The 13,896-nt window shown below is 67.5% G+C and carries 15 protein-coding genes; 10 read left to right on the top strand and 5 right to left on the bottom strand.

The annotated features are described in order from the left end of the window. The first annotated feature begins 35 nt into the window (after positions 1-35). A complete protein-coding gene (locus tag ACOZ4O_RS07745; protein ID WP_424524731.1) occupies positions 36-1,025 on the top strand; it encodes an AI-2E family transporter in 990 nt (329 codons plus the stop codon). Here ACOZ4O_RS07745 and ACOZ4O_RS07740 read toward each other — a convergent pair. After that, positions 1,018-1,806 (bottom strand): sulfurtransferase, encoded by a 789-nt coding sequence (locus ACOZ4O_RS07740; protein WP_424524730.1) that lies wholly within the window; start codon positions 1,804-1,806, stop codon positions 1,018-1,020. The two genes, ACOZ4O_RS07745 and ACOZ4O_RS07740, sit on opposite strands and share 8 nt — an antisense overlap. A gap of 209 nt (positions 1,807-2,015) precedes the next feature. On the opposite strand from ACOZ4O_RS07740, the gene ACOZ4O_RS07735 reads away from it, so the two are divergent. Next, positions 2,016-2,876 carry a sulfurtransferase gene (locus ACOZ4O_RS07735; RefSeq protein ID WP_424524729.1) on the top strand — a complete coding sequence of 287 codons (861 nt, stop codon included), beginning with the start codon at positions 2,016-2,018 and terminating at the stop codon, positions 2,874-2,876. Here the strand turns inward: ACOZ4O_RS07735 and ACOZ4O_RS07730 are convergent, their stop codons facing one another. Further along, on the bottom strand, positions 2,877-3,653 hold the full coding sequence (locus ACOZ4O_RS07730) for a creatininase family protein (protein ID WP_424524728.1): 777 nt from the start codon (positions 3,651-3,653) through the stop codon (positions 2,877-2,879). An 80-nt stretch (positions 3,654-3,733) separates the two neighbouring features. Here ACOZ4O_RS07730 and ACOZ4O_RS07725 point away from each other — a divergent pair, with 80 nt between their 5' ends. Together ACOZ4O_RS07725 and ACOZ4O_RS07720 are read left to right on the top strand one after the other, a co-directional pair. Beyond that, positions 3,734-4,360, top strand: coding sequence for a rubrerythrin family protein (locus ACOZ4O_RS07725; RefSeq protein WP_424524727.1), 627 nt, complete (start codon positions 3,734-3,736; stop codon positions 4,358-4,360). A 364-nt stretch (positions 4,361-4,724) separates the two neighbouring features. Beyond that, entirely contained in the window at positions 4,725-5,108 is a 384-nt protein-coding gene (locus ACOZ4O_RS07720) for a DUF7522 family protein (protein ID WP_424524726.1), read from the top strand. Here the strand turns inward: ACOZ4O_RS07720 and thpR are convergent. Then, complete coding sequence (thpR, locus tag ACOZ4O_RS07715) at positions 5,105-5,659, bottom strand: RNA 2',3'-cyclic phosphodiesterase (protein ID WP_424524725.1); 555 nt, start codon at positions 5,657-5,659, stop codon at positions 5,105-5,107. The genes ACOZ4O_RS07720 and thpR overlap by 4 nt on opposite strands. A 54-nt stretch (positions 5,660-5,713) precedes the next feature. Here thpR and ACOZ4O_RS07710 point away from each other — a divergent pair, with 54 nt between their 5' ends. From ACOZ4O_RS07710 to ACOZ4O_RS07695, 4 genes are all read left to right on the top strand, one after another. Beyond that, entirely contained in the window at positions 5,714-6,451 is a 738-nt protein-coding gene (locus tag ACOZ4O_RS07710; RefSeq protein WP_424524724.1) for a tetratricopeptide repeat protein, read from the top strand. After that, on the top strand, positions 6,448-6,738 hold the full coding sequence (locus ACOZ4O_RS07705) for a DUF424 domain-containing protein (RefSeq protein ID WP_424524723.1): 291 nt from the start codon (positions 6,448-6,450) through the stop codon (positions 6,736-6,738). Before ACOZ4O_RS07710 ends, ACOZ4O_RS07705 begins: the two co-directional genes overlap by 4 nt. 78 nt (positions 6,739-6,816) lie before the next feature. Then, entirely contained in the window at positions 6,817-8,070 is a 1,254-nt protein-coding gene (locus ACOZ4O_RS07700; RefSeq protein ID WP_424524722.1) for an aminotransferase class V-fold PLP-dependent enzyme, read from the top strand. Between the two features lie 121 nt (positions 8,071-8,191). Continuing rightward, on the top strand, positions 8,192-8,617 hold the full coding sequence (locus ACOZ4O_RS07695; RefSeq protein ID WP_424524721.1) for an iron-sulfur cluster assembly scaffold protein: 426 nt from the start codon (positions 8,192-8,194) through the stop codon (positions 8,615-8,617). Between the two features lie 74 nt (positions 8,618-8,691). Here the strand turns inward: ACOZ4O_RS07695 and radA are convergent, their stop codons facing one another. Then, a complete protein-coding gene (radA, locus tag ACOZ4O_RS07690; RefSeq protein WP_424524720.1) occupies positions 8,692-9,726 on the bottom strand; it encodes a DNA repair and recombination protein RadA in 1,035 nt (344 codons plus the stop codon). A 153-nt stretch (positions 9,727-9,879) separates the two neighbouring features. Between radA and ACOZ4O_RS07685 the strand changes: the two genes are divergently transcribed. Both ACOZ4O_RS07685 and ACOZ4O_RS07680 read left to right on the top strand, forming a co-directional pair. Continuing rightward, positions 9,880-10,983, top strand: coding sequence for a 60S ribosomal export protein NMD3 (locus ACOZ4O_RS07685; RefSeq protein WP_424524719.1), 1,104 nt, complete (start codon positions 9,880-9,882; stop codon positions 10,981-10,983). Then, on the top strand, positions 10,976-11,980 hold the full coding sequence (locus ACOZ4O_RS07680) for a class I SAM-dependent methyltransferase (RefSeq protein WP_424524718.1): 1,005 nt from the start codon (positions 10,976-10,978) through the stop codon (positions 11,978-11,980). The genes ACOZ4O_RS07685 and ACOZ4O_RS07680 overlap by 8 nt, the downstream gene beginning before the upstream one ends. A gap of 117 nt (positions 11,981-12,097) precedes the next feature. Here ACOZ4O_RS07680 and ACOZ4O_RS07675 read toward each other — a convergent pair whose 3' ends face one another. Next, on the bottom strand, positions 12,098-13,873 hold the full coding sequence (locus ACOZ4O_RS07675) for a helicase C-terminal domain-containing protein (protein WP_424524717.1): 1,776 nt from the start codon (positions 13,871-13,873) through the stop codon (positions 12,098-12,100). Between the last annotated feature and the right edge of the window lie 23 nt (positions 13,874-13,896).

Genomic DNA, 13,896 nt, shown 5'->3' with positions numbered 1-13,896 from the left:
GAAGCGTTAACTCGGCCGGCCCGGAATCTCCAGGCGTGCCGTCCCGACGCGTCACCCTCACCGCCCTCGTCGCCGCCTTCGCCACCCTCGCGGGAACCGTCCTCTTCGACGTGCTCGGGACCGTCTTCTTCGCGCTCACCGTCACCTACCTCCTCGCACCGCTCCACCGCCGGCTCAACGACCACCTTCCGCCCTGGCCGGCCGCCGCCGCCACCACCGTCGCCGTCACCACCGGACTGCTCGTCGCGCTCGCCTCCATCATCCTCCTGCTCGCCCGACGCGCCGACGACCTCGTCCACCTCATCCGCGAAATCCCCGGCGAGTTCACGTTCGTCGTCTTCGACATGCCCGTCGTCATCGACGTCAGCACCCTCCTCGCCGCCGCCCGCGAAGCCGCCGGCGCAATCGCGGTCGACGCCGCCACCGCGCTCCCCACGCTCGGCCTCAAACTCACCGTGTTCGCCTTCCTCGTCTTCGCGCTCCTCATCCACCACCACTCCGTCGAGCGCGCCGTTCTCGCCGCCATCCCCGACACCTACCACGACGTGGCGGGCGCGCTCGCCGACCGCGCCCGCGCCACCCTCTACGCAATCTACGTCCTCCAGGCCGCCACGGCGCTCGGCACGTTCCTCATCGCGCTCCCGGTCTTCTTCGCGCTCGGCTACCCTGCGTACGCCACGCTCGCGCTCGCCGCCGCCGTCCTCCAGTTCCTCCCAATCGTCGGGCCGAGCCTCGTCGTGCTCGCGCTCGCCGCCTACCACCTCACCACCGGCGACATCCCGAGCGCCGCGCTCGTCACCGTCGTCGCCGGCGTGCTGGTCGCGTGGCTCCCCGACGTGCTCATCCGGCCGCGACTCGCCCGCGAGACAGCGAACCTCCCCGGCAGCCTCTACTTCGTCGGGTTCACGGGCGGCCTGCTCACGCTCGGCCCCGTCGGAATCATCGCCGGCCCGCTCGTCGCCGCACTGCTCGCCGAAGCCGTCCAACTCCTCGCCGCAGAACAGAACCGAACCCGCGTCACGTAGCGACGTCTCGCCCCAGTTCGCGCCACTCCGTCAGACTCCCCTCGTAGAACTGCACGTCCGCGAACCCGAGCCATCGCAGCACGACGAACGTGTGGCTGATGCGGCGCGCCGTGTTGCAGTAGAGAACGACGCGCTCGCCCGGCACGATGCCTCGCTCCCCGAGCACCACGTCGAGTTCGTCCGGGTGTTTGATGCCGCGCGTCCCCTCGTCCACGAGGTCCTTCCAATCGAGGTTCACCGAACCGGGGATGTGGCCCTCCGCGTACTCCTCGGGCCGTCTCGTATCCACGACCACCGCGTCGCCCTCGCTCGCCGCCGCCACCGCGTCCGCGCCGACGAACGGCGTCTCCGCGGGCGGTTCGGGGTCGTACGTCGTCGGTTCGACCGACACTGACTCCGTGGACGATTCGTGGTCGCGCGTCCACGCGCTGAAGTCGCCGTTCAGGAGGTGGAGGCGCTCTATCGGGTGGCCGTGGTAGAGCGCGGTGACGAGGAAGCGCGCCGCGAACACGCCGTGCGTGTCGTCGTACGCCACGAGGTGCGTGTCCGGCGTGACGCCCGCGTCTCCAAGCAGGGCCGTCCAGTTCTCCCGCGGCGGCATCATCCCGGACTCACCAGACTCGGTTCGGAAGGAGTCGAAGGGGACGTTCACCGCGCCCGGCACGTGCCCGATGCCGTCGTACTCCCAGGCGTCCCGCACGTCCACCACGCGCACGCCAGAGTCGTTTAGGCGGTCCGCGACCCACGACGCTGACACAACGAGGTCGTCCGTCTCGCTCATACCCGCTGTAGGACCGGCGCGTCCTTAGCCTCGCGGGACGCGACACTCGTCCAGAATATCGGCAAAAACGACCTGTACATTCGGCGTGTCATCGGCGACCGAGAGATAATCCGCGAACAGTCGGAAATACTTGCCCGTACGTGGGTCGAGAGGGGGTTCCTGCCGACGGCGGATGGGGTTATGTGGCTGGCGAGTGAAACGACACGCGTATGGCAGAAGACGATTACGCGAACGACGTGCTCGTAAGCGCGGACTGGGTCGAGTCGAACCTCGACAAGTTCGAGTCCGACGACCCCGACTACCGCCTCGTCGAGGTCGACGTGGACACCGAATCCTACGAGGACTCCCACGCGCCCGGCGCGGTCGGGTTCAACTGGGAGACCCAACTGCAGGACCAGGTGCAGCGGGACATCCTCGAACAGGAGGACTTCGCGGACCTCCTCGGCTCCCACGGCATCACGGAGGACACCACGGTCGTCCTGTACGGCGACAACTCGAACTGGTTCGCCGCCTACGCGTACTGGCAGTTCAAGTACTACGGCCACGAGGACGTGAAACTCCTCGACGGCGGCCGCGACTACTGGGTCGCGAACGACTACCCGACCACGGACGAAGTCCCCGACTTCCCCGAGCAGGAGTACGACGCGCGCGGTCCCTTCGACGGCATCCGCGCGTACCGAGACGACGTGGAGACCGCCATCGACCGCGGCATCCCGCTCGTCGACGTTCGGTCGCCCGAGGAGTACTCCGGCGAGATTCTCGCGCCCCCGGGACTCCAGGAGACCGCGCAGCGCGGCGGCCACATCCCCGGCGCGCAGAACGTCTCGTGGGCCGCGACCGTCAACGAGGACGGCACGTTCAAGACCAAGGACGAACTCGCCGACCTCTACGAGGACGCCGGCGTGACGAACGACCAGGAGGTCGTCGCGTACTGCCGCATCGGCGAACGCTCGTCCATCGCGTGGTTCGCGCTCAGCGAACTCCTCGGCTACGACGACGTCACCAACTACGACGGCTCGTGGACCGAGTGGGGGAACCTCGTCGACGCCCCCATCGAACAGGGCGAATAATCAGGCCGCTTCCTCGCGGTCCGTTTCGAGCGCGTCCAGAATCTTCTCCGTCGTCTCCGCCACCACTTGCTCGACGAACTCGGGGTCCGCGTTCGTCGGGTCGCCGAGACCGCCTTCTTCCGTGATGTCGTCGAAGTACGCGAACTTCCGCGCCTCGTACGACGCGCGCCGCGTCTGCGGTTCCTTCTCCTCCTCGCGAACGAGTTCGGGATGGAAGAGTTCGATGACGCTCGTCTCGTGGTCGCCCGCGTGCCCCCAGCCCGCGTCGTCGTCCTGCCAGCCCGGCCCGAAGTGCTCCTCCAGTCGGTCGCGCGCGAAGTCCGTCCAGTGGACGAAGTACGTCTCGACGCCGTGGTCGCGCTGGAGGCGGTCCGCCGCGAGGTCGAGCGGCGACCGATTCCCGCCGTGGCAGTTCAACAACACTAGTCGCGACACGTCGTGTTCCGCGAGCGACGCCCCGATGTCCTCGACGACCTGCTGGTAGGTGTCCGCGCTGAGCGTCACCGTCCCCGCGAACCCCATGTGGTGTTCCGAGTAGCCGTAGGGGAGGGTCGGCAGGCGCACCATCGACAGGTCGCGGTCGGCCGCTGCCTCCACGAGTTCTCGGCTCAAGTTCTCCGCACGCAGCGTATCCACGCTCACGGGGAGATGCGTCGAGTGTTGTTCGATACTCCCGCACGGAAGCACGACGAACGCGGCGTCCGCGAGCGCCGACTCTGCGTCCTCCCACGTCATGCTCCCGAGGTCGTAGCCCTCGTAATCGAGCGAAACCGGCATACCCGCGACCACTCCCGCGTCCCTCCTAAACGTTCGCCGCCGACGATGCTTAGAAGGCACTCGCTCCGCTATTCTCGGGCATGACTCCCGACGACGTGTTCGAGCGGGTTCGCGAGGAGAACGACACCGCGCTCTCCCGGCTCGGGTCCTCGAAGTCGCTGTACGCCGCGACTGGCGGCGAGATGGAGACCGCGGACGTGCTGCGCGCCGCCGCGGACGCGGAGCACGCCGCCCATGAGACCTTCCAAGCGTGGGCGGACACCAGCGACGACCTCGTCCACGAACTCTACCAGGAGACGTCGGACGAGGAAGCCGACCACTACGACCGCGTCACAGCCGAACTAGACGACCACACGCCGAGCGAGGACGCGTCCGCGATGCACGCCCACCTCCGCGCGCTCGACGACCCCGTGGAGCGCGCCGGCGGCTACGTCGGCCGTCTCCTCGCTACCCGCGCCTCCAAAGAACAGTACGTCGGATTCTTCGTCGGCCAAGCCGACCCCCAGACGGCGCAGTTGTTCCGCGACCTCAAGGGCGACCTCGACGACCAGAACGTCCGCGCACACGACCTCCTCGACGCCGTCTGCGACACCGCCGAGGACTCCCAGCGCGCCATCGACGCCGCCACCGACACCATCCAAGCCGCCTACGACGAATACACCCACCAACTCGAATCCCTCGGCGTCAACCCCAAACCTGTCTGCTGAGGGACCTTTTTTACGCTCGGGTTCGCGCTACCCGCGAACCGCTCGCGCAAAAAATCTCCACCAAAAAATCCGGTCGCCGAAGGCGACCGGTCAATCCCGCTCACTTCCGGGTTCGTTCGAACCGCTCGTTCGCGCGAACGCGTCCCGCCTCCGATTCCGCTAACCGCACCGCTCCAGCTCCGCGTTCGAGCCGTCGGCGTACGTTGAAGTAGGATGCCGGGGCCAGCCGGTGGCGTGCTCTGAGAGGAGCGCGGGACGGGAGCGCGAAACCCCGGCGATGCGCCCGCCCGCGACCGAGAACGCGTCGCCGTGAACGCCCCGGTTCGGGAGTAGTTCTATACCGTCCGGGTGTGGAGACAGGGGTATGACCGCTCCCCTGTCGGACGACGCAGCGGACCGCTTCGTCAGCGTCGCGCGCACCGCGCTCGGCGACAGCCTGCGCTCGCTGACGTTCTTCACGCGAACGGACTACGAACAGCTCTACCTTCGCGACGACCTCGAACAGGACGCCGACCTCTCCTCGTTCATCGGCCACGAGTGGCAGGCGTTCCAGCTCACGCAGGACACGTACAAGGGCTCGGAACTCGGCGAGTACCAGTACACGGTCCGGTCGTTCGAGAACGGCTTCCTCCTCCGCGTCGCCACCGAACGCGACGGCGTCTTCGTCACCACGGACGGCCTCACGGTCACGCAGTTCGACGAGGCCGCGAGCGCGCTCGAATCCGTGCTCGAAGACCGCCGCGACTAGAGCGAGAACGCCGCCACCGTCTCGTACTCCGCGCCCTCCGGCGTGAGCGTGCTCTTCGTCAACCGAACTTCCGAGACGCGTGCCGTCCCGACGGTCGGCGACCCCTCCCGAACGCGCTCCTGCACGAGGTCCTTCCCGCCCGCGTGCTGCATCCGCGCGAGCGTCACGTGCGGCGTGAACGCGTGGTCCTCCGGGTCGAAGCCGAACTCGACGAGCCGTTGCTCTACGGACTCGTGCAGTCGTACGAACGACTCTGTGCCGTCCTCGACGCCGAGCCAGAGCACGCTGATGTAGTCGAGGTTCGGGAACACGCCGAGCCCGCCGTACGTCGCGTCGAACGGCGTCACGTCCGCGTCCCCGACCGCGTCCTCCAGCGCGTTCGCGACGGCGTCTACCTCGTCATCGGACACGTCCCCGAGGAACTTCATCGTCACGTGGCTCTGGGTCGGGTCGGTGAACGAGAGGCCGCCGGCGGCCGCGAACTCGGCCTGCACGTCCGCGACGGCGTCGTGCAGGTTTGCGGGAAGGTCGACGGAGACGAACAACCGCATACCGCGGATTCGTTCTGCGTAGCCCTTAACCCCGTCCCTCCCATTTCTATAGCTATGACTGACCGAGAGGACGAACGCCATCACTTCTCCGAGGGCCAGGGCTTCGACGACCCCTACGAGGGGTTCGACCTCGACCCGCCGGAACTCGAACCCGACCTGAACGAGGTCGACCCCGTCGACTCCCGGGTCGTCGTTGACAGCCTCGACGAGCGAAACCTCTCCGCGAAGAACGTCGACGCGGACGAACTCATCGACGTGGGCCTGAACTACATGGGCATCAACCGCCACGAGCAGGCCGCGGACGCGTTCGAGCGCGCCGCGCGGTACGCCGAGGACGACGAGACCGCGCAGGAGGCGTGGGTGAACAAGGGCGTCGCGCACGCCGAGATGGAGGAATGGGACGACGCCGCCGGCGCGCACCGCGAGGCCGTGTTCGTGGACGAGGACGGCCCGTTCGCGGCGGAGGCGGAGACGAACCTCGCGTACGCGCTCTGGGAGTTCGGGGACGACGAGGAAGCAATCTACCACGCGGAGCGCGCGGTTCGGAAGAACGACCGACTCCCGCAGGCCTGGTACAACCTCGGCTTCATGGAGAACGAGCGCGGCCGCCACGAGGAGGCGCTGGAGTGCCTCGACAACGCCATCCGTCTCGGATTCAAGCAGGCGGACGTCTACCAGGAGAAGTCTCGCGCGCTCGACGAACTCGGCCGCGAGGAGGAAGCCGGTGAGGTCGAGGCGCAGGCCGACCGCATCCGGAAGGAGCAGGAGCAGCGACTCGTCGACCAGGAATGATAGTCAGCGAGCGACAGACGGACCAGGGACTCCTCGTCACCGTCTGCGATACGGGTCTTATCGGAGAGACGTTCGAGGACGGCGACGTTTCGATAACCGTGAACGAGGAGTTCTACGGCGGCGACGAGGTCGGCGAGGACGACGTGCTCGACAGCCTCGGGCGTGCGAGCGTCGCGAACCTCGTCGGCACGCGAACGGTCGAGTTCGCCATCGACGAGGGGTTCGTGGACGAGTCCGTCGTCCTCGACATCGCGGACACCCGGCACGCCCAGGTCTTGCGGCTCTAACGGCGCACGCCGTCACGCACGCCGGCGAAACCCCGGTGCATCGAAGGAACCAAACGCCTCCGAACCCTGTTTTCGCGTATGGCTACGGGTGAACAGAGCCCGCTCGACGTCGAGCGGGTTCGCGAGGACTTCCCCATTCTCGACCGGGAGGTCGGGGAGGGGGTTCCCCTCGTCTACTTCGACAACGCGGCGACCACGCAGACGCCGAACGAGGTCATCGATACGTTCGGCGACTACTACCGCGGGTACAACGCGAACGTCCACCGCGGCATCCACCAGCTCAGTCAGGAGGCCTCTATCGCGTACGAGGAGGCGCACGACCGGCTCGCCGAGTTCGTCGGCGCGAGCGGCGAGCGCGAGGAGATGATCTTCACGAAGAACACGACCGAGGCCATGAACCTCGTCGCGTACGCGTGGGGGTTGAACGAACTCGGTGAGGGCGACGAAATCGTGCTCACGGAGATGGAGCACCACTCCAGTCTGGTGACGTGGCAGCAGATGGCGAAACGCACCGGCGCGGAGGTGAAGTACATCCGCGTCGACCCCGCGGACGGCAGCCTCGACATGGAGCACGCGAAGGAACTCATCGGCCCCGACACCGCGATGGTGTCCGCCGTGCACGTCTCGAACGTCCTCGGGACCGTGAACCCGCTCGCCGAACTCGCGGACATGGCGCACGAACACGACGCGCTCATCTTCGGCGACGGCGCGCAAGCCGTCCCGAACCGTCCCGTCGACGTCGAAGACCTGGACGTGGACTTCTACGCGTTCAGCGGCCACAAGATGGCCGGCCCCACCGGCGTCGGCGGCCTCTACGGGAAGAAGGCGATTCTGGAGGAGATGGAGCCGTTCATGTACGGCGGCGAGATGATTCGCCGCGTCACCTACGAGGACTCCTCGTGGGCCGACCTTCCCTGGAAGTACGAGGCCGGCACGCCGCTCATCGCGGAGGGCATCGCGTTCGCCGTCGCCGCGGACTACCTTGACGACCTCGGCATGGAGACCATCCGCGCACACGAAGAACACGTCACCGCCGAGGCCTACGACCGCCTCAGCCGCATCGACGGCCTCGAAATCTACGGCCCCCGCCAGGGCGAGGAGCGCGCCGGACTCGTCTCCTTCAACCTCGACGGCGTGCACGCCCACGACCTCTCCAGCATCCTCAACGACCACGGCGTCGCCATCCGCGCCGGCGACCACTGCACCCAGCCCCTCCACCAGAAGATGGACATCGCCGCGTCCGTCCGCGCCTCCTTCTACCTCTACAACACCACGGACGAACTCGACGCGCTCGTCGAGGGCATCGAGGCCGCGAAGGACATCTTCGCCTGACTATTCCAGGCGTTCTCCGAACACGATTTCCGTGCGTGACAGTGCTGCGGTCGGCGGCTGAACCCTACGACCGCACGGCCGGCACGGTAGGCTTTTACGCCGCACGACCCACGTATTCCGTATGAGCATGGGTTCGGACATGTACCGGCAGCAGATCCTCGACCACTACAAGAACCCCCGGAACTACGGGGAGCTGCCGGACCCGACGTTCACCCACGAGGGCTACAATCCCTCCTGTGGCGACGAAATCGAGTTCGATGTCGAACTCGCCGACGACGGCGAGACCATCGAATCCGTGGCGTGGGACGGCGACGGCTGCGCCATTAGCCAGGCCTCCGCGAGCATGCTCTCGGGCGAACTCCCCGGGATGACGCTCGACGAGGTCGACGACCTCGACCGCGACGACGTGCTCGACCTGCTCGGCGTCGAAGTGACGCCGATGCGAATCAAGTGCGCGGTGCTCGCGGAGAAAGTCGTGCAGGACGGCGCGCGCGTCTACCGCGGCGACCTCGAAAAGGCCGCGACCAGCACGGAAGACGACGAATAACCCCCTGCGGGTTTTTCGACTCGCGCTGTTTCTATCGATGAATAGAGAAGAGGACGGATAGAGAGAGAAGCGCGTTATTCGGGTTTCAGGCCGCCGTCCTGGACGCGCATGACGGCTTCGCCGTCGGCGAGGTTCGGCGCGTCGACGAGTCGGACGATGCGCTTGTCGTTCTTGGACTTCCGGAGGTAGATGCGGAACGTGGACTTGTGGCCGAGGATGTTCCCACCGACGGGCTTGGTGGGGTCGCCGAAGAACGCGTCCGGATTGGACTGCACCTGATTCGTGACGACGACGGCGCTGTTGTAGAGGTTCCCGACCTTCTCGAGGTCGTGAAGGTGCTTGTTGAGTTTCTGCTGTCGGTTCGCGAGTTCGCCGCGGCCCACGTACTCCGCGCGGAAGTGCGCGGTGAGCGAGTCCACGCAGAGCAGTCGAACGGGGTAGTCGTCGTCCTCGTACTCGCTCCCGATCTCCTTCGCCTTCTCGGCGAGGAGCATCTGGTGGTTGGAGTTGAAGGCTTTCGCGACGTGGATCTTGTCGAGGACGTCCTCCATGAGTTCATCCATCGCGTCCTCGTCGCGGGGTTCGCCCTCGATTCCGCGGTCTTCCATCGTCGCCGCCAACTGTTCGTCGGACAGCCCGCGAACCATGTCGTCGATACGCTCGGGGCGGAAGGTGTCCTCGCTGTCGAGGAAGATGACGCGGCCGTGCAGGCCGCCCTGGTCCTTGGGGAGCTGGGCGGTCACTGCGAGTTCGTGCGTCACCTGGGACTTCCCGGCGCCGAACTCGCCGTAGACTTCCGTGATAGACTGGGTTTCGACGCCGCCGCCGAGGAGCTCGTCGACGTCGGGGACGTTCCACGTGAGCTTCCCGATTCGCTGGCGCTGTTCGAGGATTGCGCTCCCGGTCTCGAACCCGCCGACGTCGGCTTCTTCGCGAGCGCTCTGAATGATGTCGGCGGCGGTGGAGTCGCCCACGTCCGCGGTGTTCGAGAGTTCGCCGGGGCTGGCGACGGCGATGCTCTGGAACGACTCGTAGCCCGCGTCGCGGAGTTTTTCGGCCGTGGCGGGACCGACGCCGGAGAGGATTTCGAGGTCTGCGTCTGCTGGCATGTACTCATTCATTTTGCCCATACGACCTTAAACCCTCGTAAACACCGGAGTGAAAGTGAAAATAGGGGGTGTGGGTGGGGTGGCGCTCGGTCGCGTACGAAGGTTGAAACCGGGTGCGCGGGACTTAACCGCCTCAGTCGCCTTCGCCCTCCTATGAGTACCGAGTCCGCCACGTTCTGCCCGCGCTGTGGCGACCCCACGACGGAAGCGGAGACGGGGGCGACGCGACGCGAGCGGGCGCTCTGTAACGACTGCTACTTCGAGGACTTCGACCTCGTCGACGTCCCCGACACCATCGAAGTTCGGGTGTGCGCGCGCTGCGGCGCGGTCCACCGCGGGAACCGCTGGGTGGACGTGGGCGCGCAGGACTACACCGACATCGCCATCGAGGAGACCACCGAAGCGCTCGGCGTGCACGTCGGTGCGAGCGAGTTCGACTGGCAGGTCCGGCCCGAGCAGGTCGACGCGACCACCATCCGGATGCACTGCCGGTTCTCCGGTATCGTCCGCGGCGAACCGATGACCGAGGAGGTCATGGTCCCCGTCCGCATCTCGAAGGAGACCTGCCTCCGGTGTGGCCGCATCGCGGGCGACTACTACGCGAGCGTCGTTCAGGTGCGCGCCGTCGGCGACCGCACGCCCACCACCGAGGAGACGGAGCGCGCGACGGAGATCGCGAACGAAATCGTCGCCGACATGGAGGCGACGGGCGACCGGAACGCGTTCGTCACCGAAATCTCGGAGAAGCCGGAGGGTCTCGATATGCGGCTCTCAACGACGAAAATCGGGAAGAAGGTCAGCCGGAAACTCGTCGAGGAGTTCGGCGGGTCCTTTTCGGACTCGGAGACGCTCGTCACGGAGGACGAGGACGGCAACGAGGTGTACCGGGTGACGTTCGCGGTCCGTCTCCCCGAGTTCGTCGCCGGCGACGTCATCGACATCGAGGACGACGACGGCGGCCCCGTGCTCGTGCGGTCCGTCCGCGGGAACCTCAAGGGCGTGCGCGTCACGACGGGCGAACCGTACGAGGCGGGCTACGAGGTCGGGGACGCGCCCGACGCCCGGAAACTCGGGACGACTGACGACGCCGTGGAGACGACGGTCGTCACCGTCGAGGACGAGAACTCGGTGCAGCTCCTCGACCCCGAGACGTACGAGTCGAAGACCGTCGCGCGCCCCGACTACATGGACGAGTCGAGCGACACCGTTCCGGTGCTCCGGAGCCGCGAAGGCATCCACGTCCTCCCCGATGCCTGACCTCGCCGTTCTCGTCGCGAAACCCGACGCCGAGGCCAGCATCGAGAGCCTGCGCGCCGAGGGCGTCTACGACGACGACCGCCGCGTGCGCGAGCGCGACGACCAGCGCGTCGAACTCCCCGTGCTCGCCGCACCGACGGAGACGGACGTGCTCGCCACCGTCGAGCAGTCCGACCCCGACTACCGCGCCCGGGGACTGGACGACCTGCTCCGCGAGCGAGGGTGGAGCGAGGACGAACGCGAGCGCGCGCCGTCGTCGTGGGCGGTCGTCGGCGACGTGCTGCTTGCGGACTTCACCGACTGCCCGCGCCCCGACGCGGTCGCGGACGCGCTCCTGACGCTCCACCGCGAGGCCGACACCGTCCTCGACCGCGGGCCCGTCGACGGCGAGTTCCGCACGCCGAGCGTCACGGTGCTCGCGGGCAGCGGCGACACCGAAACCGTCCACACCGAACACGGCACGAAGTACGCGCTCGACCTTTCCCGGGTGATGTTCTCGCCCGGGAACCAGCACGAGCGCGCCCGGATGGGCGAGGTCGTCGACGCGGACGAGCGCGTGCTCGACATGTTCGCGGGCATCGGTTACTTCGCGCTCCCGATGGCGCGCGCCGGCGCGGACGTGACCGCCGTGGAGAAGAACCCCGAGGCGTTCCGCTACCTCGCGGAGAACGCCCAACTCAACGGCGTCTCGGACGCGATAAACCTCGTCCTCGGTGATTGTCGGGACGTCGAGACGAGCGCCGACCGCGTGGTGATGGGGTACTACGACGCGCTCGACCCGGACTACCTCGCCGCGGGAATCGAGGCCCTCGACTCCGGTGGAACGCTCCACGCGCACGCCACCGTCCACGAGGCCGACCTCCCCGAAACGCCCACGGAGCGCGTCCACACCGCTGCCCGAGACGCCGACCGAACCGTCGAGTCCGTCGACGTTCGGCGCGTGAAGTCCCACGCGGAGGGCGTCTGGCACGTCGTCGCCGACGCGCGCCTCGCGTAGGGACAACACAGAAGGTCGAGCGTCCGATACAGCCAGTATGAACCGTCAGCAACTCATCGCGATATTCTTCACCGTCGTGATGCTCACGTCCGCGGTGTTCTACGTTATCTCCTCCATCTAGTCTACGTCCCACACGTCCGCCATCGGACTCCGCCGCTCCCGCCGACTCCCCGGTTCGTCGGCCGTATCCTCCGGTGTCCCGGCGTCCGAGTCGGCCTGCCCGCCCGGGTTCTGGGTCGCGTGCTCGATGTCGGTCACGCCGGCGCGCGCGGCCGCCGCGTCCAACTCCGGGAGGTCCGGCGTTCTCATTCCGTCGACCTGCTCCGCGAACCAGCTCGGCATGTCGTGGCGTGCGCGCTCGAACACGTCCAGCACGGAGTCGTCGGCGATGTACGTCGCGCCGTAGTCGTCCGGCGCGCGCACCACGCGGCCCGCGGCCTGGATGATGGTGCGGAGCGCGCTCCGGTAGTACCACGACCACTGGCCGTCCTCCAACCGCCGCGCGACCCGGGAGTCGCCCGTGTTCAGGAACGGGGCCTTGCAGACGACCTGCCAGCGCGCGAGGTCGCCCTCCAGGTTCAGCGCCTCCTCCATCTTCACCGAGAGGAACACCTCGGGCTTCCCGCTCGCCTTCCACGCGTCCAGTTCGTTGTCCCGGTTCTCGGACGTGTGCGTCCGCACGCGGTCCGCCACGCCGAGTTCCCGGAGGTGGTCGTGGAGGCGCTCCTGAATCCCGTACGAGTGACAGTGGACGATTCCCTTCTCGTCGTCGTGTTTCTGCATCACGCGCGCCACGACGCGCGCCACCGCGGGCAGCGTCTCGTCGCGCTCGTCGTACGTCATCTTCCCCCGCGTCACGTCGTAGAGCGGGCGATTTTCCACCGGGAACGTGTGCGGCACGTCCACCAGCGCGACGTTCGACGGGTCGAGGCCGACGCCCCGACAGAACGCCTCCTTGTTCAGAATCGTCGCGGACAGGAGCGCGAACTTCTCCGCGCGGTCCCAGACGGTGTGCTGGAGGTACCGCTCGGGATTCATCGGCTTGATGGTGATGCCGCGCGCCGACTGGTCGACCACCCACGTCGTCGCGGACTCGTGGTCGCGGGAGTCCTCCGCGAACCACTCCAGCTCCCCGATGAGTTCCTGCAGTCGGTCGCGCTCTCTCGCCTCGTCCGCGGTGAGTTCGTCCACGCCGACGAGTTCGTCCTTGCGCGACTCGCAGACGCGGACGAGGGTGTCCGCGAACCGCGCCGCCGCGTCCACGTCACCGTCCACGTCGGGCACGTTCACGTCGCTCCAGACGGGGACGCTCGCGGGCGAGAGGTCGATGGTCGCGTACATCTCCGCCCACTCCGCGAGCCCGTGCGCCTCGTCGATGACGCACACGTCCCGGCCCCGGAACACCTCGCTGCCCGCGGTGCGCATGAAGTACGCGAGCGTCATCGCCGCGAACTCCCGGGAGGACGCGATGGCGCGGTCGGAGAAGTACGGACAGCGGTGTTTGACGGCGCAGTCGTAGCCGCGTTCGCGAGCGCAGGGCGCGCGGTCGACGGGGGTGTCCTGTTCGTCCGGCAGAATGCACGTGTAGTTCGACTTCCCGCGAATGAGCTTGAAGTCCGAGAGCAGGTCGTCCGAGGCCACGTCGTCCAGCTGGCTGACCTGCGGCGTCGTGTAGTACGCGCCCACGGGCTCAGCGGGGCCGGCTTCGCCCGCCTGACGCGCGCAGCCCATGATGGCGCGGGCGAGCAGTGACTTCCCGCTCCCCGTCGGTGCGCGCACCAACACCACGTCGTTCCCGTCCGCGAACGCGTCCCGCACGTCCGAGAGCGCTTGCTCCTGTGCGCCCCGATAGGTGGGGGCGGGGAACTCCTCGTGGATGCGCGCGGGGTTCACGTCACGTGTGGAGCGCCGGGAGC

The organism is Salarchaeum japonicum, assembly GCF_049705945.1.
In the GTDB taxonomy this organism is placed as follows: Archaea; Halobacteriota; Halobacteria; order Halobacteriales; family Halobacteriaceae; genus Salarchaeum; species Salarchaeum japonicum_A.
This window is presented reverse-complemented; position numbering and strand designations above follow the sequence as displayed.

Coding starts and splice junctions, on each gene's coding strand:
- ACOZ4O_RS07710 (WP_424524724.1), top strand. CDS start 5,714: ATGACTGACCGAGAGGACGAACGCCATCACTTCTCCGAGGGCCAGGGC.
- radA (WP_424524720.1), bottom strand. CDS start 9,726: ATGCCAGCAGACGCAGACCTCGAAATCCTCTCCGGCGTCGGTCCCGCC.
- ACOZ4O_RS07700 (WP_424524722.1), top strand. CDS start 6,817: ATGGCTACGGGTGAACAGAGCCCGCTCGACGTCGAGCGGGTTCGCGAG.
- ACOZ4O_RS07720 (WP_424524726.1), top strand. CDS start 4,725: ATGACCGCTCCCCTGTCGGACGACGCAGCGGACCGCTTCGTCAGCGTC.
- ACOZ4O_RS07685 (WP_424524719.1), top strand. CDS start 9,880: ATGAGTACCGAGTCCGCCACGTTCTGCCCGCGCTGTGGCGACCCCACG.
- ACOZ4O_RS07740 (WP_424524730.1), bottom strand. CDS start 1,806: ATGAGCGAGACGGACGACCTCGTTGTGTCAGCGTCGTGGGTCGCGGAC.
- ACOZ4O_RS07725 (WP_424524727.1), top strand. CDS start 3,734: ATGACTCCCGACGACGTGTTCGAGCGGGTTCGCGAGGAGAACGACACC.
- thpR (WP_424524725.1), bottom strand. CDS start 5,659: ATGCGGTTGTTCGTCTCCGTCGACCTTCCCGCAAACCTGCACGACGCC.
- ACOZ4O_RS07680 (WP_424524718.1), top strand. CDS start 10,976: ATGCCTGACCTCGCCGTTCTCGTCGCGAAACCCGACGCCGAGGCCAGC.
- ACOZ4O_RS07730 (WP_424524728.1), bottom strand. CDS start 3,653: ATGCCGGTTTCGCTCGATTACGAGGGCTACGACCTCGGGAGCATGACG.
- ACOZ4O_RS07735 (WP_424524729.1), top strand. CDS start 2,016: ATGGCAGAAGACGATTACGCGAACGACGTGCTCGTAAGCGCGGACTGG.
- ACOZ4O_RS07705 (WP_424524723.1), top strand. CDS start 6,448: ATGATAGTCAGCGAGCGACAGACGGACCAGGGACTCCTCGTCACCGTC.
- ACOZ4O_RS07695 (WP_424524721.1), top strand. CDS start 8,192: ATGAGCATGGGTTCGGACATGTACCGGCAGCAGATCCTCGACCACTAC.